This window comes from Variovorax sp. GW821-FHT09D04, from assembly GCF_059416405.1.
On the sequence record NZ_JBWKPA010000002.1, the window covers coordinates 143,926 to 164,667 of the forward strand.

Genomic DNA, 20,742 nt, shown 5'->3' on the forward strand with positions numbered 1-20,742 from the left:
AAACAAACGTGAAGCACAAAAAAGCCCGCCTGCATTTCTGCAGGCGGGCTGTGCTCGGAATGCGACGCGAGGTCGAATTACTGCAGCTTGATCTCGACGTCGACGCCGGCCGGCAGGTCGAGCTTCATCAGCGCGTCCACGGTCTTGTCGGTGGGATCGACGATGTCCATCAGGCGCTGGTGCGTGCGGATTTCCAGCTGGTCGCGCGACGTCTTGTTGACGTGCGGTGAACGCAGGATGTCGAAACGCTTCATGCGGGTCGGCAGGGGCACGGGGCCCTTGACGATCGCGCCGGTGCGCTTGGCGGTGTCCACGATTTCAGCGGCCGACTGGTCGATCAGCTTGTAGTCGAATGCCTTCAGGCGGATGCGGATCTTTTGCTTGGTAGCCATGGTGATTCCTTTGCGTCCGGCTTAGATGTCGAGGATCTTGGCCACGACGCCCGAACCCACGGTACGGCCGCCTTCACGGATGGCGAAGCGCAGGCCTTCTTCCATCGCGATCGGGTTGATCAGCTTCACGGTGATGCTGACGTTGTCGCCAGGCATGACCATTTCCTTGTCCGCGGGCAGCTCGATCGCGCCGGTCACGTCCGTCGTGCGGAAGTAGAACTGCGGACGGTAGTTGTTGAAGAACGGCGTGTGACGGCCGCCTTCGTCCTTGGACAGGACATACACCTCGGCGGTGAAGTGCACGTGCGGCTTGATCGAGCCGGGCTTGCACAGCACTTGGCCGCGTTCGACTTCTTCGCGCTTCGTGCCGCGCAGCAGCACGCCGACGTTGTCGCCAGCCTGACCTTGGTCCAGCAGCTTGCGGAACATTTCCACGCCGGTGCAGGTGGTCTTGACGGTGGGGCGGATACCGACGATTTCGATTTCTTCGCCGACCTTGATCACGCCGCGCTCGACAGCGCCGGTCACCACGGTGCCGCGACCCGAGATCGAGAACACGTCTTCCACGGGCATCAGGAACGTGCCGTCCACAGCGCGCTCAGGCGTGGGGATGTACGTGTCCAGGGCTTCTGCCAGCTTCATGATGGCGCCTTCGCCCAGGTCGCCCTTGTCGCCTTCCAGGGCGAGCTTGGCCGAGCCGTGGATGATGGGGGTGTCGTCGCCGGGGAATTCGTACTTGTCGAGGAGTTCGCGAACTTCCATTTCGACCAGCTCGAGCAGCTCCTTGTCGTCGACCATGTCGCACTTGTTCAGGAACACGATGATGTAGCCCACGCCCACCTGGCGAGCCAGCAGGATGTGTTCACGGGTCTGGGGCATCGGGCCGTCAGCGGCCGAGCACACCAGGATGGCGCCGTCCATCTGGGCAGCGCCGGTGATCATGTTCTTCACGTAGTCGGCGTGGCCGGGGCAGTCGACGTGTGCGTAGTGGCGGTTGGCCGTTTCGTACTCGACGTGCGCGGTGTTGATCGTGATGCCGCGGGCCTTTTCTTCAGGCGCTGCGTCGATCTGGTCGTAAGCCTTGGCTTCGCCGCCGAACTTGGCCGACAGCACGGTGGCGATCGCAGCCGTCAGCGTGGTCTTGCCGTGGTCAACGTGACCGATCGTGCCCACGTTCACGTGCGGCTTGGTGCGGGTGAATTTACCTTTTGCCATTTTTCAATCCTTGAAAGAGCATGTCCCGTGTGTTGGTTTTATGTCTGCATCCGATTGCTGGTTCGCCCCGCACGGGAACAGGGCGGCACCGGATCGCAGACAAGAAGGGCCGCGCACTGCGCGGCCCCACATTCTTGAAACTTACTTCGAGCGAGCGGCCACGATGGCTTCGGCGACGTTACGGGGAGCTTCAGCGTAGTGCTTGAACTCCATCGTGTACGTGGCGCGGCCTTGCGTGGCCGAGCGCAGCGTCGTCGAGTAGCCGAACATTTCCGACAGCGGGACTTCAGCCTTGATGAGCTTGCCGCCACCGATCATGTCGTCCATGCCCTGCACCATGCCGCGACGGCTGGACAGGTCGCCCATCACGTTGCCGGCGTAGTCTTCAGGCGTTTCGACTTCCACGGCCATCATCGGCTCGAGGATGACCGGGCTGGCCTTGCGGGCGCCTTCCTTGAAGCCGAAGATCGCGGCCATCTTGAACGCCATTTCGTTCGAGTCCACGTCGTGGTACGAACCGAAGTGCAGCGTGACCTTGACGTCGACGACGGGGTAGCCCGCCAGCACGCCTTGCGTCAGTGCTTCCACAACGCCCTTTTCCACGGCGGGGATGTATTCGCGAGGAACCACACCGCCCTTGATGGCGTCGACGAACTCGAAGCCCTTGCCGGCTTCCTGCGGCTCGATCTTCAGGATGACGTGACCGTACTGGCCCTTACCACCCGACTGGCGAACGAACTTGCCTTCGGCTTCTTCGACGGTCTTGCGGATCGTTTCGCGGTAAGCCACTTGCGGCTTGCCCACGTTGGCTTCCACGCCGAATTCGCGCTTCATGCGGTCCACGATGATTTCGAGGTGCAGTTCGCCCATGCCGGAGATGATGGTCTGGCCGGATTCTTCGTCGGTGCGCACGCGGAACGACGGATCTTCCGAAGCCAGGCGCTGCAGGGCGATGCCCATCTTTTCCTGGTCGGCCTTGGTCTTGGGCTCGACGGCCTGCGAGATCACGGGCTCGGGGAATTCCATGCGCTCCAGCGTGATCATGGCATTCGGGTCGCACAGGGTTTCGCCCGTGGTGACGTCCTTCAGGCCCACGCAAGCGGCGATGTCGCCGGCACGGATTTCTTCGATTTCGAGGCGTTCGTTGGCGTGCATCTGCACGATACGGCCGATACGCTCTTTCTTACCCTTGACCGGGTTGTAGACGGTGTCGCCCTTGCTCAGAACGCCCGAGTACACGCGCACGAAGGTCAGCTGGCCAACGTACGGGTCGGTCATGAGCTTGAATGCCAGCGCCGAGAACTTCTCGCCGTCGTCGGCCTTGCGGGTCACGTCTTGCTCGTCGTCGTCCGTGCCGTGCACCGGAGGAATGTCCAGCGGCGAAGGCATCAGTTCGATCACGGCGTCGAGCATGCGCTGCACGCCCTTGTTCTTGAACGCGCTGCCGCACAGCATCGGCTGGATTTCGCCGGCGATCGTGCGCGTGCGCAGACCGTGGGTGATTTCCTCGAGCGTCAGGTCACCTTCTTCAAGGTACTTGTTCATCAGCTCTTCCGAAGCTTCGGCCGCGCTTTCGACCATCTTCTCGCGCCATTCCTTGGCCAGCTCGACCAGCTCGGCGGGGATCTCGCGCGTTTCGAACTTCATGCCTTGCGAGGCTTCGTCCCAGAAGATCGCCTTCATCAGACGCAGGTCGACCACGCCCTGGAACTTGTCTTCGGCACCGATCGGAATCACGATCGGCACGGGGTTGGCCTTCAGGCGGTCGACCATCATCTGGCGAACGCGGAAGAAGTTGGCGCCGATGCGGTCCATCTTGTTGACGAACGCCAGACGCGGCACCTTGTACTTGTTGGCCTGACGCCAGACGGTTTCCGATTGGGGCTGCACGCCGCCGACCGAGTCGTACACCATGACGGCGCCGTCCAGCACGCGCATCGAGCGCTCGACTTCAATGGTGAAGTCCACGTGGCCGGGGGTGTCGATGATGTTGATGCGGTGCTCGGGCAGCGAGTGGTCCATGCCCTTCCAGAAGCAGGTCACGGCAGCCGAGGTGATCGTGATGCCACGCTCTTGTTCCTGCTCCATCCAGTCGGTCGTTGCCGCGCCATCGTGCACTTCGCCGAGCTTGTGGGTCACGCCCGTGTAGAACAGGATACGTTCGGTGGTGGTGGTCTTGCCGGCGTCGATGTGCGCGGAGATACCGATGTTGCGGTAGCGCTCGATGGGGGTCTTGCGGGACATGATGTACTTTCGGGTTTAAATGCGTTGAGCGCTGGGCGTCGAGCACGGGCGATTTCGCCCGGCACTCAACCCCCAACGCTCAAGAGACGTGTGTTTTTTAGAAGCGGAAGTGGCTGAAGGCGCGGTTGGCTTCTGCCATGCGGTGCACTTCGTCGCGCTTCTTCATGGCACCGCCACGGCCTTCCGTGGCTTCCATCAGTTCGTTGGCCAGACGCAGGGCCATCGACTTCTCACCGCGCTTGCGGGCAGCTTCCTTGATCCAGCGCATCGACAGGGCGAGGCGACGGACAGGGCGGACTTCGACCGGCACCTGGTAGTTCGCACCACCGACGCGGCGCGACTTCACTTCGACCATCGGCTTCACGTTGTTGATGGCAACGGTGAACGCTTCGAGGGGGTCCTTGTCCGGGTTCTTCTTCTCGATGAAGTCGAGGGCACCGTAAATGATGCGCTCGGCAACAGCCTTCTTGCCGCCTTCCATGATCACGTTCATGAATTTGGACAGCTCGACATTGCCGTACTTGGGATCCGGCAGGATTTCACGTTTGGGGACTTCGCGACGACGTGGCATTTTTCTAACCTCTTTGCTTCAGTTGGCATCGTTTCCGATACCGCGAGAGCCAGTCAGGACTCTCACTTACTCGACCCGACATTGGGTCACTTCGTTCGACAAGCCCGCCAAGGCCATCGAACACCGCTTGTTTTCTGACAGGAAGGCTTAAGCCTTCTTGGGGCGCTTCGCGCCGTACTTGGAACGCGACTGCTTGCGGTCTTTCACGCCTTGCAGGTCGAGCGAACCGCGCACGATGTGGTAACGCACACCGGGCAAGTCCTTGACACGACCGCCGCGAACCAGCACGACGCTGTGTTCTTGCAGGTTGTGGCCTTCGCCGCCGATGTAGGAGATGACTTCGAAGCCATTGGTCAGACGGACCTTGGCAACTTTACGAAGCGCCGAGTTGGGCTTCTTGGGCGTCGTGGTGTAGACGCGGGTGCAGACACCGCGACGTTGCGGCGAGTTCTGCATGGCAGGGCTCTTCGAATTGATCTTTTCGACCGTTCGACCCTGACGCACCAGTTGATTGATGGTTGGCATGAATGAATTAGTCCCAAAACAACCCGACTTTGGTAGTGAAACCGCCCTTGGTCGTGACTCAAGGAAGCCGGGAATAACGAAAACGTGAAACCCTTCGGAAAATTCCGAAAAGCCCACGAGTATAGCAGGCAGGTCTGAAATGGCAATGTCAGGCGCCTGGAGCGCCCGCCACCGCCTGTTTCAAGGCCGTTTTTTCCTGTCTCTTACTTGATCCAGAGACGCACGGCGTCCCAGGCGCGGCCGAAGACGCCGGCCTGCTCGACCGGCTCCAGGGCGACCAGCGGCACGTCCGCCAGGGGCTGGTCGTCCAGCGTGACCTTGAGCGAGCCGACGGCCTGGTACTTGGTGAACGGCGCGACCAGCGGGTCGGGGCGCGACACCTGCGTCTTGATCTTGCTGGCGGAACCGGTCGGCACGGCGACCACGATGGCCTCGGGACGGCCCAGCTTCAGCACGTTGGCCTTGCCCTTCCAGACGGCGGGCGTGGCGGCCGGCTGGCCGGCGTCGAACAGGCGCACGGCGTCGTAGGCCGTGTAGCCCCAGTTCAGCAGCTTCTGCGACTCGTTGGCGCGCACGGCTTCGCTGCTGGCGCCCAGCACGATCGACAGCAGGCGGCGGCCGCCGGTCAGGTTCGGGAAGTCGCGCTTGGCGGTGGCGATCATGCAGTAGCCGGCGGCGTCGGTGTGGCCGGTCTTCAGGCCGTCGACGGTCGGGTCGCGGAACAGCAGCAGGTTGCGGTTGGTGTCGTTGGTCGATGGGGTGCCCGGGTAGCGGTACTTCTTGATGGCGTAGTACTTGGCTTCCTCGGGGAAGTCGCGCACCAGACGCGTGGCCAGGATGCTCAGGTCGCGCGCCGTGGTCGTGTGGCCGGGCGCCGTCAGGCCTTCGGGGTTCTTGTAGGTGGTGTTCTTCATGCCCAGCACCTTGGCCTGGGCGTTCATCATCTCGACGAAATGCTCCACCGTGCCGCCCACGCCTTCGGCCAGCGCGACCGTGGCGTCGTTGCCCGACTGCACGATCACGCCCTTGATCAGGTCTTCCACCGGCACCTGCATCTTGGGATCGATGAACATGCGCGAACCGGGCATCTTCCAGGCGCGCGGGCTCACCGGCAGGGTCTGGGTCAGCGTGATCTTCTTGGCGCGCAGCGCGTCGAACGCGACGTACGCGGTCATCAGCTTGGTGAGCGAGGCCGGCTCGACGGGGCTGTCGATGTCCTTCTGCGCCAGGATCTGGTTCGCGGTCACGTCCAGCAGCAGGTAGCTGCGCGCGGCGATTTCAGGCGGGGCCGGCATCTGGGCGGCGGCGATCACGCCAACCGAGGCAGCAGCGGTCAGCACCAGTGCGCGAAGCGCAGTGAAAAAACGATTCATGGAGAGTGTGGGAAGAGGCGAAAACAAGCCTGAAAGGCTTTCATTCGGTGCCCGCGCGCAGATGGCGGGCGACCAGGCTTTTGAGCAGCGGCAATTGTCCGTGAAAGAAATGGCCGCCCCCCGGAATAACCGTGACAGGGAGTGACTGGGGGCGCGCCCAGTCCATCACGGCGGCGAGAGGCACGGTGTCGTCGGCTTCGCCATGGACCACCAGCGCGCGCTCGTGCGCTTCGGCCGGCAGCGTGGCCACCGAGAAGCGCGAGGCGGCCGTGCCGACCAGCACCAGCTGCCGCACGTCGCGTGCGGCCCAGAGCTTCTCGGCCGCGCAGCTGGCCACGAAGGCACCGAAGGAAAAGCCGGCGATGGCCAATTGGCCTTCGGGCGCGAGCTGGCCGACGACATGCAGCATGTCCTCGAGCTCGCCGCGCCCTTCATCGTGAGCGCCTTCGCTGGCACCCACGCCGCGGAAGTTGAAGCGCACGGCCGTCCAGCCGCAGGACACGAAGGCGCGGGCCAGGGTCTGCACGACCTTGTTGTCCATCGTGCCGCCGAACAGCGGGTGCGGATGGGCGATCACCGCGATGCCGCGCGCGTCGCCGGACGGCAGGTCGCGCTGCACCTCGATCACGCCCGCGGCGCCCTGGAGGCTGATTTTTTCGGTCTGGGAGTTCATGGCGCTGGGGTTGGCTGGGCCGGCGATGCCGGCAACGTGCACGGTACGAGCACGGGGTCCGCGGGAAAGTTCAGCGGCCGACGTCGGGCGGTAGCAGCAGCCGCTCGACGACCTGGCCGTTCTTCAGGTGCGACTCGACGATCTCGTCGATGTCCTCGGCGTCCACGAAGGTGTACCAGACCGCCTCGGGGTAGACCACCGCCACGGGCCCGCCCGCGCAGCGGTCGAGGCAGCCGGCCTTGTTGACGCGCACCTTGCCGGGCCCGGCAAGCCCCTGCTCCTTCACCTTGGCCTTGCAGCGGTCGAAGCCTTCCTGCGCGTTGTGCAGGGCGCAGGAGTCTTCGCCGTTCTTGCGTTCGTTCAGGCAGAAGAAGATGTGGCGGCCGTAGTAGCCGGACGGCGCGGCGGGAGTGGTGCTGGGCATCGACCGATTTTATGAGCGTGCGTGCTCAGGCCGAGGGCGGCGCCGCGACAGCGCGGCCACCACGTAGACCAGCACCGCGAAGGGCCAGCCCCAGCCCAGCCACTGGGCCAGGCCGTGGAAGCGGATGAAGCGGCCCTGCTCCCAGGTGGCCAGGGTCTGCGCGAAGTAGGCGCTCTCGGGCGCCTGGTTCAGCAGGCTCAGCTGGAGCACGAGCCCCATGAGCAGCAGTGCGCCGCACAGCCGGCGCGGCGCAAAGAGCAGCAGCACGCCCGCGAACACCGCCGCGGCCAGCCCGACCTGCACCGGCAGATCGAGCCACGCCCACGCGTGCTCGGGGCCATAGCTCATGGCCGCCGACAGTGCCGAGGCCGCGACGCCCGCGAGCAGGATGAGCGGCAGCAGCACCGCGCGCTGCACCACGTTGCGCGCCACCAGGTAGCCCAGCAGGCACGGCACCAGCGCGCCGAGCATCACGCACAGCAGCTCCACGGCCGGCACCAGCGGTTCCAGCTCGAACTGGCGCACCGGCAGCCAGTCGATGAAGGGCGTGTCGAGCAGCCACTCGGAGATCGTCGTCTCCAGCCGTTCGAACACCTGGCCGAGGCCGAAGGTGACGGCGGCGGGGAACAGCAGCGCAAAGGGCCAGAGCGCGAGCAGCACGAGGCCGCCGCGCGCGTCTTCGACGAACCATTGCGAGCGCACGCGGCTCCAGTGCGCGATCGCACCCAGCCGCTCCAGCGCCGCGGCCAGCACAGCGCCGAGCACGGTTCCGGCGGTGTTCAGCCCCAGGTCGACATTGGAAGGAATGCGCGCTGGCAAATAGCTCTGCAGCGTCTCCATGGCAAAGGCGATCGCCGCGCCCGCCACCGTGGCGCGCAACAGCGCACGCCACACACTGTGACTGCTGCCCGTGCGCAGCACGCTCAGCGCGCACAGAAAACCGAAGGGCACGTAGCCCGCCACGTTCACCCCGAAATCGAACCCCGTCCAGTACTTGGGCCAGGGCGCCGACAGGTAGGCCCAGGGCGCGATCCCCTGGTCACGCCAGTCGGCGAAGGGGTACAGGCTGGCATAGACGATCAGCGCCGCATAGGCCAGCGCCAGGGGGAGCGCGGCAGACTTGTGCGGCATGTCCACCGTCGACACGGGCTCAGAAGGGCTTCACCACCACCAGGATCACGATGCCCAGCAGCAGCAGCACGGGCAACTCGTTGAACCAGCGGTACCAGCGGTCGCTGCGGCGGTTGCCGCCCGCCGCAAAACGGCGCAGCAGCACGCCGCAGCCATGGTGGTAGCCGATGGCCACCAGCACCAGGGCCAGCTTGGCGTGCATCCAGCCGTTGCCCGGGCCGCGCCCGATGCCGTAGCCCAGCCAGAGCCAGGCGCCGAACACCAGCGCCGGCACGGCCAGGAAGGTGGTGAAGCGCAGCAGCTTGCGCGCCATCAGCAGCAGGCGCTCACGCTCCGCGACCGACTCGGGGGGCACCATCGCCAGGTTGACGAAGATGCGCGGCAGATAGAACAGCCCGGCAAACCAGCTGGCAATGAAAACAATGTGAAGAGATTTGACCCAGAGCATGGCGGCAGTTTAGTGGTGGCTGCACACTGACCCCTCTTCGGGGCCCTTTGCCAAGGTTTCGGGCAAAAAAAAGCCCGACGTCTTCACGTCGGGCTGGGAAGCCCTTTTGCTGTCACACATCAAGGCACCCGCTCAGGGAGGAAAAGCGGGGAGCGGCAAGCCGCCCGCTTCAGAATTTAACAAAGACGAAACAAGGTTTCAAGCGATTGAGGCAGTTTCTTTGACTTTTACAACAAAAATCTAGAACTTAAGTTCTATTAATTTCCGTAGTTGTCAGACAACTTGCCTCCAGCAGCGCTGGGCTGCGATTTCGCGCTTCAGGCACAATTTTAGATATATGACGTCACCATTTTCCCCGCTCGCGATGTTCCCCGCCGGCCGCCCGCGACGGCTGCGCCGCGATGCCTTCACCCGCAACCTCGTGCGCGAGCATGCGCTGACGACGAACGACCTGATCTACCCGGTGTTCGTGCAGGAAGGCGAGAAGCGCCGCGACGCCGTGCCCTCGATGCCCGGCGTGGACCGCCTGAGCCTGGACCTGCTGCTGCCCGTGGCCGAGCAGTGCGTGCAGGCCGGCATCCCGGTGATGGCGCTGTTCCCGGTGATCGACGCCAGCCTCAAGACGCCCGCGGGCGACGAGGCCTTCAACCCCGACGGCCTGATTCCCCGCGTGGTGGCCGCGCTCAAGGCGCGCTTCCCCGAACTGGGCGTGATGACCGACGTGGCACTCGACCCCTACACCAGCCACGGCCAGGACGGCCTGCTCGACGACACCGGCTACATCCTCAACGACGCCACCGTTGAAGTTTTGGTGAAGCAGGCACTCACACAATCGCAAGCCGGCGTCGATATTGTGGCGCCGAGCGACATGATGGACGGCCGCATCGGCGCGATCCGCACCGCGCTCGAAGCCCGCGGCGACATCCACACGCGCATCATGGCCTACAGCGCCAAGTACGCCAGCGCCTTCTACGGCCCCTTCCGTGACGCCGTCGGCTCGGCCGCGACGCTCGGCAAGAGCAACAAGAAGGTCTACCAGATGGACCCCGGCAACAGCGACGAAGCCCTGCGCGAGGTCGCCATCGACATCGCCGAAGGCGCCGACATGGTCATGGTGAAGCCCGGCATGCCCTACCTGGACATCGTGCGCCGCGTGAAGGACGAGTTCCGCGTGCCGACCTTCGCCTACCAGGTGAGCGGCGAGTACGCCATGCTGAAGGCCGCGGCCCAGAACGGCTGGCTCGACCACGACGCCGTGGTGCTCGAAAGCCTGCTGGCCTTCAAGCGCGCCGGCGCCGACGGCGTGCTGACCTACTTCGCGCTTGACGCCGCCCGGTTGCTACAAAAATAATAGCTACTGCGGCACGCCTGCCGCACCTCCACGGCACTTCTGGCGTGGAAGAAGAACCACCGGGGGCGAGTGTCCATGCGCATCTTCGAAATCAGCCGCTCGCAGGTCAGCGAGCACGCCTCGCTGGCGCCGCTGGCCGTGCCGGGCGCCTGCGCCGCCGCCAGCTACCTCTGGATTTCGCTGACGCGCGACGAATTCCGCGCCGCCCAGCCCGAGGTGCAGCAGATCCTGCAGACGCTGTGCCAGACCCAGCTGGTCGACCTGCACGTGGCCGACCTGCTCAACGACCAGTTGCCCTCGCACTACGACTACACCTCGCTGTACGACGTGCTGGTGTTCCGCCGCCTGGCCACGGGCAACGGCGCTGAAACCGGCAACACCGGCGAGCCTTCGCTGCCGCAACGCCCGTCGCGCGGCGGCCCGCCGGTGCTGCGCCGCATCGACACCCGCCCCGTCGGCTTCGCGGTGTTCGACCGCGTGCTGCTGTCGGTGCACCCCGAGGACGGCACGGTGCGCGACGCCTTCGCCGCCCGGCTGCTGGCGGCCGCCTCGTCCGACGACCGCGGCACGCCCGCGCTCGACGTGCGCGCCACCTCGGCCCGCCTGCCGGCGAGCCCCGCCGACCTGATGCTGCGCATCGTCAACCTGATCGTCGACGGCTACCTCGACATGCGGCGCGAGCTCACGAAGCAGCTCGACCACTGGCAGACCGAGCTCATCGACCCGCGCAGCCGCTTCACCAACTGGAGCGCGCTGATGGAGGCGCGCCAGTCGCTGCACCGGCTGGACGAGATCTGCGAAGACCAGCGCGCCGCCATGCAGGACTGGATCGATTCGCTCGAAACCCTGCCCGTGCCGCAGGGCGAGACCGCGCAGCGCGAGCGCGACCTGATCATGGTGCGCAGCCGCGACGTGCTGGAGCACATCCAGCGCGTGGTGCACCACGTGCACCGGCTCGAGCAGAACGCCGAGACGGCCGTGCAGATGCACTTCAGCGTCCAGGGCCACCGGGCCAACGACATCATGCGGGTGCTGACCGTGCTCACCGCCATCTTCCTGCCGCTCAACCTCATCGCCGGCATCTTCGGCATGAACTTCGAGTTCATCCCGCTGGTGCACAAGGCGGACGGCTTCTGGATCGCGATGTCGGCCATGCTGGTCATCGCGGTGCTGCTGGTCCTGATCTTCTGGCGCAAGCGCTACCTCGCCCGCACGCGCTGAACGCCCTCCCCACTTCCGAGCGCCCATGAAAAAAGCCACGCAGATGCGTGGCTTTTCTTGTCAGCTCGGGCCGCCCCGGAAGGCGGCTGGCTTCGCGGCCAATTACTTGGCGACGGCGCCCGAACCTTGCTGGGCTTGAACGCGTGCGTCCATCGGGTTCACCATGGTCGAGATGACCTTGCTGTTGACGCGCGAACCCGAGGTCACGTTCTGGTCGGGAGCGTAGGCGGTGCGGATGGCTTCGGCTTCGACGATCGAACGGTCCTTCGACACGGCCACGGTTTCCGCGCCGCGCGAACCACGCACGACGTTCTGGTTCGGGGCTGCGGCGGTGCGCTGGGCTTCGGCGTTGACTTCGTCGCGGCTCTTGGACGAGATCACTTGGGTCACGCCTTGGTACGTCTCGGCTTGGGCGCCGGTGGCGGCCAGGAGGGTCAGGGCGGCGGCTGCGAAAATGTGCGAGGTCTTCATGTCTGTTCCTTGTGTTCGGCTAGATGGGATGTCCACCAGGCTTGCACGTTGGCTCGCCTGTGCGGCGAGTGTCAGCCGGAATTCCTTCGGGAAAACACTCGGTTCAGAGACACGGTGTTTCCTGTAGCGAAACAATCAGTCAACAAAGTCGTGCACGCAAAAAAAACGGGCACACACCGCCTGACTGCTTCCGGCTTACACCAGAACCCCGCGCCGGTCCTATCCGGCAAAACCCCCGAGAATCGGCACACCGCGCTCCCTCGCGAAAAACAACGGGCTTCACTGACATGGACAGTCTCGATCTGATCAAAACCTTCCGGGAAGTCGCTTCGCACGGCAGCTTCTCCCAGGCCGCCAAGCGGCTCGACATGTCGAAGGCCACGGTCAGCAAGTACGTCGCCGAACTCGAGACCCGCTTCGGCGTGCGCCTGCTCAACCGCTCCACGCGTTCCGTCAGCCTCACCGACGCCGGCCAGCTGCTGCTCGAGCGCAGCACGCCGATGCTCGAGATGGTCGAGCTCACGCAGGCTGAACTGCAGGAGCGCGCCAGCCAGCCCGGCGGCCGGCTGCGCATCTCGGCGCCGCACGGCATGGGCAACGGCGAGTTCCCCGACCTGCTGGCCGACTTCATGCGCCACTACCCCGACGTGAGCATCAGCCTGCAGCTGACCAACCGCACCGTCGACCTCGCCGAGGAAGGCATCGACGTCGACATCCGCAGCGGCCCGGTGGAAGACGCCAACCTCATCGTGCGCAAGCTGCGGCTCATCCACATGGTGGTCTGCGCCTCGCCGGTCTACTGGAAGAAGCACGGCAAGCCCGCGCACCCGCAGGAGCTCGCCCACCACGAGGCGCTGACCCATTCGCTGCTGGGCACGCAGCCCGCGTGGCGCTTCGATGACAACGGCCAGCCGCTGGACGTGCAGGTCAAGAGCCGCATGGACTGCACCGAAGGCGCGCCGCTGATCCGCGTCGCGATGCGCGGCTTCGGCGTGATCTACCTGCCCTCGCTGCTCGTGCAGTCGCACATCGACAGCGGCGAGCTGGTGCCGGTGCTCGAAGGCTATGCGCGCAAGGACATGTGGCTGTCGGCCGCCTACCTGCAGCGGCGCCACAACAGCGCGGCGCTGCGCGCGCTGCTCGATTTCCTGCAGACGCGGGTCGGCGCCAAGAAGTAACCCATGAAAAAAGCCCGGCACTGCCGGGCTTTTTGATTGAAGCGTGCCGGATCAGCCGACGTGCTTGGCAAAGAAGGCCAGCACACGCTCACGCGCCGGCTTCGCCGCCTCGGCGTTGTACGAGCCGCGCTGGTCGCAGTTGAAGCCGTGGTCGGCTTCGTAGACATGCACTTCCACCTCGGGGTGCGCCTTCTTGAAGGCCTCGATGGTGTCCAGCGGAATCCAGTGGTCGCGGTTGCCGAACTGCGCGAGCACCGGCACCTTCGGCTGGCGTGCGCTTTCTTCCGGCGTCGTCATGCCGCCACCGTAATAGGGCGCGGCTGCGGCCAGGCCCGGCAGCAGGGCCGCGGCGCGCCAGACCAGCAGGCCACCCCAGCAGTAACCGACGATGCCGACCTTGCCCGCCTTCGAGGCGTAGGCGATCGCGGCTTCGAGGTCCTGCAGCACGCCGGGCGCGGGCAGCGCCTCGACCGCGGTCTTGTAGCCGAAGCCGGTCTTCATGTCGTCGTCGCTGTAGCCCAGCTCGACGCCGGGCTTGACGCGGTGGAAGGTCGACGGCGCCACGACCAGGTAGCCGTCGGCCGCGTAGCCGTCGGCCACCGAGCGGATGTGCGAGTTCACGCCGAAGATTTCCGGCACCACCACCACGGCACCGCGCGGCGTGCCCGCGGGCTCGGCCACGTAGGCGGGAAAGGTGAAGCCATCCTTGGCGGTGAGGTCGATGAATTGGCCCATGGGGTTCTCCTGAAACGATGGAATGAAAAAAGAAAAAGCGGGTCGGCTTGCGCGCCGTCAAGCGCGCAGCGCCCGCTCGACGAAATCGAGCCGGTCCTGGCCCCAGAAGATCTCGCCGTCGATCACGTAGCTCGGCGCGCCGAACACCTGGATGTCGATCGCCTCCTGCGTGTAAGCCTCGTAACGTTCCTGCACCGCCTGGCTCTGCGATTGTTCGGCGCGCTTGGCCGGCAGGCCGCATTCCGCGACCAGGGCTTCGAGCAGGTTCGGGTCGCCGATGTTCCGCTCCTGCACCCACACGGCCGCGAACACCGCCGCGCTGATGCGCATCGCGGCCTCGGTGCCGTCGTGCAGGTCGACCGCGATGATCAGCCGCGCCGCATCGTCGCCGGCCACCGGAAAGAACTTCGGCTTCGGGTTCAGCGGCAGGCCCAGGTGTTTCGAGAAGCGCGCCAGCTCGAGCAGCCGGTAGGCCTGGCGCTGCGGCGCGCGCTTGCCCAGCGGCAGCCCGCCCGACACGGGGAACACGCTGCCCATGTCGATGGGCCGCACGCGCACGGTGGCGCCGGCGGCCGCGGCGATGGCGGCAAAGCGGGTATGCCCCAGATAGGTCCACGGGCTCTGTGGCGCAAAGTAATAGTCGATGGTCTTGTGCATTCAGTAACCTCCGTGCTGCGCACTGCGGTGCGAGCTGGCTTGGGGCGGCGCGGCGCTGTGCTCATGCGCCAGCCCTCGGTGATGTAATCCAGGCCGTCGGTTTTAACTGACGCACAGTTTCTCTGCAGGAGGTGGGATTTGGACCAGGTGCTCTTGATCACCGGCGGTGGGCGCGGCATTGGTGCCGCCACGGCCTTGCTCGCCGCGAAGCGCGGCTATGCCGTGGCCGTGAACTACGCCAGCAACTCGCTGGCCGCCGACGAGGTGGTGCGCACCATCCGCGCGGGCGGCGGCACCGCCATGGCGGTGCAGGCCGACGTGGGCGACGAGGCCCAGGTGCTCGCGATGTTCGCGAAGGTCGACGCCAAGCTCGGGCGCCTCACCGCGCTCGTGAACAACGCCGGCGTGGTCGACGTGCAGGCGCGCGTCGACGAGATGAGCGTGGCGCGGCTGGAGCGCATGTTCCGCATCAACGTGATCGGCAGCTTCGTCTGCGCGCGCGAGGCGGTGAAGCGCATGAGCACGAAGCACGGCGGCGAAGGCGGCGCCATCGTCAACATCTCCAGCGGCGCCGCGCGCATCGGCTCGCCCGGCCAGTACGTCGACTACGCGGCCAGCAAGGCAGCCATCGACACCTTCACCATCGGCCTGGCCAAGGAAGTGGCCGACGAAGGCATCCGCGTGAACGCGGTGCGCCCCGGCGTGATCGACACCGATATCCACGCCTCCGGAGGCCAGCCTGGCCGCGCCGCCGAGATGGGCCCAGGCGTGCCGATGAAGCGCAGCGGCACCGCCGAAGAAATTGCCGGTGCCGTCCTGTGGCTGCTCTCGCCCGAGGCCAGCTACACCACCATGGCCCTGCTCGACGTGACCGGAGGACGATAACGATGAGCACCTCCATGGACCTCATCAAGCCGCTGGTCACGCTGGTGGCCATCGTCAACCCGCTGGCCATCGTGCCCTTCTTCATCCACTACACGCAGGACTACTCCGACGCCCAGCGCAAGCGCACGGTGCGCATGTCGGCCTTCAGCGCCTTCGTGGTCATTGCCGTGAGCGCGCTCATCGGGCTGCAGCTGCTGTCCTTCTTCGGCATCTCGATCGCGAGCTTCCAGGTCGGCGGCGGGCTGCTGCTGCTCATGAGCTCGATCTCGATGCTCAACGCGCAACCGGCCGAGAGCAAGACCAACGTCGACGAGCTGCGCGCGGTGGAAGTGAAGGCGTCGATGGGCGCCTCCATCGCGGTGGTGCCGCTCACCATTCCGCTGCTCACCGGGCCGGCCGCGATCTCCACGGTGGTGATCTACGCCGACAAGACGCAGCACCTGTGGGAGCTGGGGCTGCTGGTCGGCTATGGCGTGGTCGTAGCGCTGGCGACCGCACTGGCCTTTTCGCTCGCGCAGCCGATCGCGCGGGTGCTCGGCAAGACCGGCATCAACATCATGACGCGGCTGATGGGCCTGATCCTCGCCGCGCTCGCGGTCGAAGTGATGGCCGACGGGCTCGGCAAGCTGTTCCCGATCCTGTCGAAAGTCGCCTGAACAGGTTCAGGCCAGCATCTTCTCGATGACCTTCCAGTGCGCCGGCTCCACCGGCGTGATCGACAGCCGGTTGCCCTTGCGCAGCACGACCAGGTCGGCCAACTCGGGCCTGGCGCGCAGCTCGGGCAGCGACAGCAGCCGCGTCTTGCGCAGCGCCTGCACGTCGACCAGCAGCCAGCGCGGGTCTTCCTTCTTCGCGCCGGCGTCGTAGTACGGCGACTTCGGGTCGAACTGCGTCGGGTCGGGTTGGATGCCCGAGGCCACGCGCGCGATGCCGGCAATGCCGGGCTCGGGGCAGCTCGAGTGATAGAACAGCACGCCGTCGCCGACCTTCATGCCGTCGCGCATGAAGTTGCGCGCCTGGTAGTTGCGCACGCCGGTCCACGCCACGGTGGCACCGGGCGCGGCGAGGGCATCGTCGATCGAGACCTCGTCGGGCTCGGATTTCATCAACCAGTACTGGGGCATGGCGGCGGTCTCGCGAAGGGGATTTCGCGGAATATAGCCGCTCGCCCCGGCACGGTACCGGGGCGGCGCTGGCTTACGGCGTCACGTAGTCAGAGACCACCACCCACTTGCCGTCCTTGATCTGCGACAGCCGCGACTGGTCGTTGCCCAGGCGCTTGGTGGCGGTGTAGGTGCTCTTCGGGCTGCCGAACATGTCGGGCTCGAAGGTGATGCTGTCCATCGCCTTGATGAAGCTGTCGGTCGTCAGGTTCGGGCCGGCCTTGGTGGCGGCCTTGATGAACGAGTCGATGATCACGTAGCCGTACACCGAGAACACGGTCGGGTCTTCGTTGAACTTGGTCTTGTACTTGTTGGCCCAGAAGCGCAGCGGCTGCGACTGCTCGTCGGTGTAGGGGTTCTGCACCGTCATGGTGGCGTACACGCCGTCCATGGCCTTGCCGCCCAGCTTGTGAATCAGGTCGGTGTAGGCCGCGCTCGAACCCAGGAAGGTCGGGTTGAAGCCGGTCTTGCGCGATTCGCCCACGGTGCCGATGGTCTCGCGGATGATGGTGCCCAGCACCACGAGGTCGCAGTTGGCGGCCTTCATCTTCGCGACCTGCGAGCTGAAGTCGGTGGCACCGCGCTTGAACGAGGTCTTCTCGGCCAGCTCCATGCCCGCGGCCTTCAGGCCGGCCTCAGCGCCACGCTGCACTTCGAGGCCGAACTCGTCGTCCTGGTAGATCGTGCAGACCTTCTTGGCGCCCTTGTCCTTGATCATCTTGGGCAGTGCCAGGCGGATCTGGTCGTAGTAGGTGGCCGCGAACGAATACTTCAGCCGGTTCAGCGGCTCGTACATTTCGCGCGCCGCGGTGATCGGCATGTAGTTGACGACGTTCTTGTCGAACTGCACCGGCATCGCCGCCATGTTCTGCGCCGTGCCGATGTGGCCGGCCATGATGAAGATCTTTTCCTGGTTGACCAGCTTCTGCGCCGCCAGCACCGCCTTCTTCGGGTCGTAGCCCGAGTCTTCGACGAAGAGCTTGAGCTTGCGGCCGTTGAGCGTGCCCTGTTCGTTGAGTTCGTCCACGCGCAGCTGCATGCCGTTGCGCGCCTGCTTGCCGAAGCCCGCCAGCGGACCCGAAAGGTCCTGGATCGTGCCGATGCGGATCTCGTCCTTGCTCACGCCCTGCTGCTGCGCGGACGCGAGCGTCGCGATCAAGCCCAGCACGGCCAGCGTCGTCAATGTCTTGAGCTTCGTCATAGCGTTGTCTCCTCGGGTTGGCAAAAAAGAGGTCAGCGGTACATGGCGTCGATGCGCTGCGCGTACTTGGTCTGCACCAGCTTGCGCTTGAGCTTCATCGTGGGCGTGAGCTCCTCGTCCTCGGCGCTGAGCTGCGTCTCGAGCAGGAAGAACTTCTTGATCTGCTCGACGCGCGCGAACTTGGCGTTGACGCGATCGATCTCGCCCTGGATCAGGTCCTGCACTTCCTGCGTGCGTGTCAGGCTCTCGTAGTTGCTGAACGGCACGTCGTGGTCCTGCGCGAATTTCTCGACGTTCTCCTGGTCGATCATGACGATCACCGTGAGGTAGGGCCTCTTGTCGCCGATCACCACGGCATCGGTGATGTAGAGGCTGAACTTGAGCTCGTTCTCCAGCTCGCTCGGGGTCACGTTCTTGCCGCCTGCCGTGATGATGATGTCTTTCATCCGGTCGGTGATGCGGAAATACCCGTCCTCGTCCATCACGCCCACGTCGCCCGTGTGCAGCCAGCCGTCGGCGTCGATGGTCTCGGCGGTCTTCTCCGGCAGATTCAAATAGCCCATGAAGACGTTGGGGCCGCGCACCAGGATCTCGCTGGTGGCCGGATCGATGCGCACCTCGTTGTAGCCGGTGGCCGGACCGATGGAGCCGGGCTTGATGCGGGTGACGGGCACGGCGGTGGAGGCGCCGCACGACTCCGTCATGCCCCACACCTCGAGCATGGGCACGCCCAGCGCGAGGTACCACTTGACCAGCTCGGGCGAAATGGGCGCCGCGCCGGTCACGAGAAAGCGCGCGCGGTGGATGCCGATGAGCTTGCGCGCGTTGTCCAGCGCCAGCAGCCGCGCCAGCCGGAACTTCAGGCGCAGCCCCGTGCCGATCTCCTGCCCCGCGAGCACCTTGTTGGCGATGGTCTCGCCCACGCCGATGCTCCAGTGGTAGGCCGCCTGCTGCAGCGGGCTGGCCTCCTTCAGCGCGATCATCACGCCCGAATAGAACTTCTCCCACACGCGCGGCACGCCGGTGAACACCGTCGGCGCGATCTCGCGCACGTTCTCGGGCACCGTCTCGGGGTTCTCGACGAAGTTGAGGATAGAGCCCGTGTACATCGCGAAGTACTCGCCGCCCATGCGCTCGGCGATGTGGCACAGCGGCAGGAAGCACATGCGCTCGTCTTTCTCGTCCTGCGCGATGAGCGTGTTGTAGCCGCGCGCGGTGTACACCAGCCCCGCGTGGCTGTGCATGGCGCCCTTGGGCTTGCCAGTGGTGCCCGAGGTGTAGACAAGAATGGCCAGGTCTTCGGGCCGGCAGGCCGCCACGCTGCGCTCCACCGCCTGCGGATCTCCCGCCAGGTGCGTACGGCCGAGGGCGCGCAGCGCATCCAGGCTCATCACGCCCGGGTCGTCGAGTTCGCGCAGGCCTTCCATGTCGAACACGACCACGCGGCGCAGGCCGGGCAGGCTGGCGCGCACCTCGAGCGCCTTGTCGAGCTGCTCGTCGTCTTCCACGAAGAGCACCGTGGTGCGCGAGTCTTCGCACAGGTACTGCACCTGCGAAGCAGCGTCGGTCGGGTAGATGCCGTTGGAGACGCCGCCGCAGCTGAGCACGGCCAGGTCGGCCAGCACCCATTCGATGACGGTGTTCGAAAGAATGGACGCGCATTCGCCGCGCGTGAAGCCGATGGCCTGCAGGCCAGCCGCGATCTCGCGCACGGCCTCGGCCGTCTGGCGCCAGCTCCAGCTGCGCCAGATGCCCAGCTCCTTCTGCCGCATCCAGATGTTGTCGCCGCGCTGGCGCACGGCGTTCCAGAACATGGCCGACAGCGTCTCGCCGGGCACGAGGATGTCGTGGCCGGGTTCGATGGTTCGCAGATCCCAGAGTCCTTGCATGGCGACGGCTACCTCCAGGTCTTCTTCTTTTTCCAGCGCCGCTCACCGCGCACGCCGTCGTCCTTGACACCCAGGTAGAACTCCTTGATGTCGTCCTTCTCGCGCAGGCGTTCGCACGAGTCTTCCATCACGATGCGGCCGTTCTCCAGCACGTAGCCGTGGTCGGCGGCGTTGAGCGCCATGTTCGCGTTCTGCTCCACCAGCAGGATGGTGGTTCCGCGCTCGCGGTTGATGCGCACCACGATCTCGAAGATCTCCTTGGTGAGCTTGGGACTCAGGCCCAGGCTGGGTTCGTCCAGAAGAATGAGGTGCGGCGCCGCCATGATGGCGCGCGAGATGGCCAGCATCTGCTGCTGCCCGCCCGAGAGCAGCCCGGCGTCCTGCGTGGCGCGCTCGCGCAGGATCGGGAAATAGGTGAAGACGGTCTCGATGTCCCGCGCCACGCCGTCGCGGTCCTTGCGCGTGTAGGCGCCCATCAGCAGGTTGTCCTTCACCGACAGCAGCGGAAACACCTCGCGCCCTTCCGGCACGTGGCTCAGCCCCTGCTGCACGATGAAGGCCGGGTCTTTCGCCGTGATGTCCTGCCCCTGGAACTCGATGCTGCCCTTGCGCGGATCGATGATGCCGGAGATGGTCTTGAGGATCGTCGTCTTGCCCGCGCCGTTGGAGCCGAGCACCGTCGCGATCTCGCCCTTGCGCACCTTCAGGCTCACGCCGCGGATGGCCTTGATCGGGCCGTAGGCGCTTTCGACGTTGAGCAGTTGAAGCACGACGTCGCTCATGCCACTGCTCCCTGCTTCAAGGCGGAACATGCAGAGCCATCACGCCACCACGAAGCCCGGTGCGCGGTGCGGCGCGGGCGCCCCCTCTGTGCCGCCGAGGAGCGCAGCGTTTCGCGGATCAGGGCTCGCAGCTGTTTGAGCGAAGCGAGTTCTGCGAGACCCCGCGAAACGCGAGCACCGCAGGGAAGCCGCGAAGCGGCCGGCGCAGTGGGG

The 20,742-nt window shown here is 65.5% G+C and carries 22 protein-coding genes; 5 read left to right on the forward strand and 17 right to left on the reverse strand.

What is annotated here, in order from left to right:
- Positions 1-77 precede the first annotated feature (77 nt).
- The 10 genes from rpsJ to AC07O4_RS06930 form a co-directional block, all read right to left on the reverse strand.
- Complete coding sequence (gene rpsJ, locus AC07O4_RS06885) at positions 78-392, reverse strand: 30S ribosomal protein S10 (RefSeq protein WP_007838118.1); 315 nt, start codon at positions 390-392, stop codon at positions 78-80.
- Positions 393-413: 21 nt separating this feature from the next.
- The gene (tuf, locus tag AC07O4_RS06890) at positions 414-1,607 is read right to left on the reverse strand and encodes an elongation factor Tu (RefSeq protein ID WP_062478858.1); all 1,194 of its coding nucleotides are present in this window, start codon (positions 1,605-1,607) and stop codon (positions 414-416) included.
- Positions 1,608-1,748: 141 nt separating this feature from the next.
- Positions 1,749-3,851 (reverse strand): elongation factor G, encoded by a 2,103-nt coding sequence (gene fusA, locus AC07O4_RS06895; RefSeq protein ID WP_062478855.1) that lies wholly within the window; start codon positions 3,849-3,851, stop codon positions 1,749-1,751.
- A 97-nt stretch (positions 3,852-3,948) separates the two neighbouring features.
- The gene (gene rpsG / locus AC07O4_RS06900; protein ID WP_007829591.1) at positions 3,949-4,422 is read right to left on the reverse strand and encodes a 30S ribosomal protein S7; all 474 of its coding nucleotides are present in this window, start codon (positions 4,420-4,422) and stop codon (positions 3,949-3,951) included.
- A 147-nt stretch (positions 4,423-4,569) separates the two neighbouring features.
- Entirely contained in the window at positions 4,570-4,947 is a 378-nt protein-coding gene (rpsL, locus tag AC07O4_RS06905; protein WP_013543948.1) for a 30S ribosomal protein S12, read from the reverse strand.
- Between the two features lie 203 nt (positions 4,948-5,150).
- Positions 5,151-6,320 (reverse strand): D-alanyl-D-alanine carboxypeptidase family protein, encoded by a 1,170-nt coding sequence (locus tag AC07O4_RS06910; RefSeq protein ID WP_070061890.1) that lies wholly within the window; start codon positions 6,318-6,320, stop codon positions 5,151-5,153.
- 40 nt (positions 6,321-6,360) lie between these two features.
- Entirely contained in the window at positions 6,361-6,993 is a 633-nt protein-coding gene (locus tag AC07O4_RS06915) for an alpha/beta hydrolase (protein WP_070061889.1), read from the reverse strand.
- Positions 6,994-7,063: 70 nt separating this feature from the next.
- Positions 7,064-7,417 (reverse strand): (2Fe-2S) ferredoxin domain-containing protein, encoded by a 354-nt coding sequence (locus tag AC07O4_RS06920; protein ID WP_062478851.1) that lies wholly within the window; start codon positions 7,415-7,417, stop codon positions 7,064-7,066.
- Between the two features lie 9 nt (positions 7,418-7,426).
- Positions 7,427-8,554, reverse strand: coding sequence for a VanZ family protein (locus tag AC07O4_RS06925; protein WP_495304463.1), 1,128 nt, complete (start codon positions 8,552-8,554; stop codon positions 7,427-7,429).
- Between the two features lie 13 nt (positions 8,555-8,567).
- On the reverse strand, positions 8,568-8,996 hold the full coding sequence (locus AC07O4_RS06930) for a CopD family protein (protein WP_062478845.1): 429 nt from the start codon (positions 8,994-8,996) through the stop codon (positions 8,568-8,570).
- A 364-nt stretch (positions 8,997-9,360) separates the two neighbouring features.
- Here AC07O4_RS06930 and hemB point away from each other — a divergent pair, with 364 nt between their 5' ends.
- Both hemB and AC07O4_RS06940 read left to right on the forward strand, forming a co-directional pair.
- Complete coding sequence (hemB, locus tag AC07O4_RS06935) at positions 9,361-10,347, forward strand: porphobilinogen synthase (RefSeq protein ID WP_062478843.1); 987 nt, start codon at positions 9,361-9,363, stop codon at positions 10,345-10,347.
- 75 nt (positions 10,348-10,422) lie between these two features.
- Positions 10,423-11,568: a magnesium transporter CorA family protein gene (locus tag AC07O4_RS06940; protein WP_390348163.1), complete on the forward strand. Its 1,146-nt coding sequence runs from the start codon at positions 10,423-10,425 to the stop codon at positions 11,566-11,568.
- A 102-nt stretch (positions 11,569-11,670) separates the two neighbouring features.
- Here the strand turns inward: AC07O4_RS06940 and AC07O4_RS06945 are convergent, their stop codons facing one another.
- Positions 11,671-12,039, reverse strand: a complete 369-nt coding sequence (locus AC07O4_RS06945; RefSeq protein ID WP_062478764.1) for a hypothetical protein — start codon at positions 12,037-12,039, stop codon at positions 11,671-11,673.
- 287 nt (positions 12,040-12,326) lie between these two features.
- Here AC07O4_RS06945 and AC07O4_RS06950 point away from each other — a divergent pair, with 287 nt between their 5' ends.
- Positions 12,327-13,217: a LysR family transcriptional regulator gene (locus AC07O4_RS06950; RefSeq protein WP_070061881.1), complete on the forward strand. Its 891-nt coding sequence runs from the start codon at positions 12,327-12,329 to the stop codon at positions 13,215-13,217.
- Positions 13,218-13,268: 51 nt separating this feature from the next.
- On the opposite strand, the gene AC07O4_RS06955 is transcribed toward AC07O4_RS06950, so the two are convergent.
- Both AC07O4_RS06955 and AC07O4_RS06960 read right to left on the reverse strand, forming a co-directional pair.
- A complete protein-coding gene (locus tag AC07O4_RS06955; RefSeq protein WP_495304094.1) occupies positions 13,269-13,952 on the reverse strand; it encodes a dienelactone hydrolase family protein in 684 nt (227 codons plus the stop codon).
- A 57-nt stretch (positions 13,953-14,009) separates the two neighbouring features.
- Positions 14,010-14,609 (reverse strand): 2-hydroxychromene-2-carboxylate isomerase, encoded by a 600-nt coding sequence (locus tag AC07O4_RS06960; RefSeq protein WP_139700430.1) that lies wholly within the window; start codon positions 14,607-14,609, stop codon positions 14,010-14,012.
- A 138-nt stretch (positions 14,610-14,747) separates the two neighbouring features.
- Between AC07O4_RS06960 and AC07O4_RS06965 the strand changes: the two genes are divergently transcribed.
- Positions 14,748-15,494 carry an SDR family oxidoreductase gene (locus tag AC07O4_RS06965; protein WP_307588291.1) on the forward strand — a complete coding sequence of 249 codons (747 nt, stop codon included), beginning with the start codon at positions 14,748-14,750 and terminating at the stop codon, positions 15,492-15,494.
- A 2-nt stretch (positions 15,495-15,496) separates the two neighbouring features.
- Positions 15,497-16,150: a MarC family protein gene (locus AC07O4_RS06970; protein WP_056576614.1), complete on the forward strand. Its 654-nt coding sequence runs from the start codon at positions 15,497-15,499 to the stop codon at positions 16,148-16,150.
- Between the two features lie 6 nt (positions 16,151-16,156).
- Here AC07O4_RS06970 and AC07O4_RS06975 read toward each other — a convergent pair whose 3' ends face one another.
- From AC07O4_RS06975 to AC07O4_RS06990, 4 genes are all read right to left on the reverse strand, one after another.
- A complete protein-coding gene (locus AC07O4_RS06975; RefSeq protein ID WP_495304095.1) occupies positions 16,157-16,618 on the reverse strand; it encodes an EVE domain-containing protein in 462 nt (153 codons plus the stop codon).
- A gap of 73 nt (positions 16,619-16,691) precedes the next feature.
- On the reverse strand, positions 16,692-17,858 hold the full coding sequence (locus tag AC07O4_RS06980) for an ABC transporter substrate-binding protein (RefSeq protein WP_062478783.1): 1,167 nt from the start codon (positions 17,856-17,858) through the stop codon (positions 16,692-16,694).
- 32 nt (positions 17,859-17,890) lie between these two features.
- The gene (locus tag AC07O4_RS06985) at positions 17,891-19,747 is read right to left on the reverse strand and encodes an AMP-dependent synthetase/ligase (protein WP_307588294.1); all 1,857 of its coding nucleotides are present in this window, start codon (positions 19,745-19,747) and stop codon (positions 17,891-17,893) included.
- An 8-nt stretch (positions 19,748-19,755) separates the two neighbouring features.
- Positions 19,756-20,529: an ABC transporter ATP-binding protein gene (locus AC07O4_RS06990; RefSeq protein ID WP_056576626.1), complete on the reverse strand. Its 774-nt coding sequence runs from the start codon at positions 20,527-20,529 to the stop codon at positions 19,756-19,758.
- Positions 20,530-20,742 lie beyond the last annotated feature (213 nt).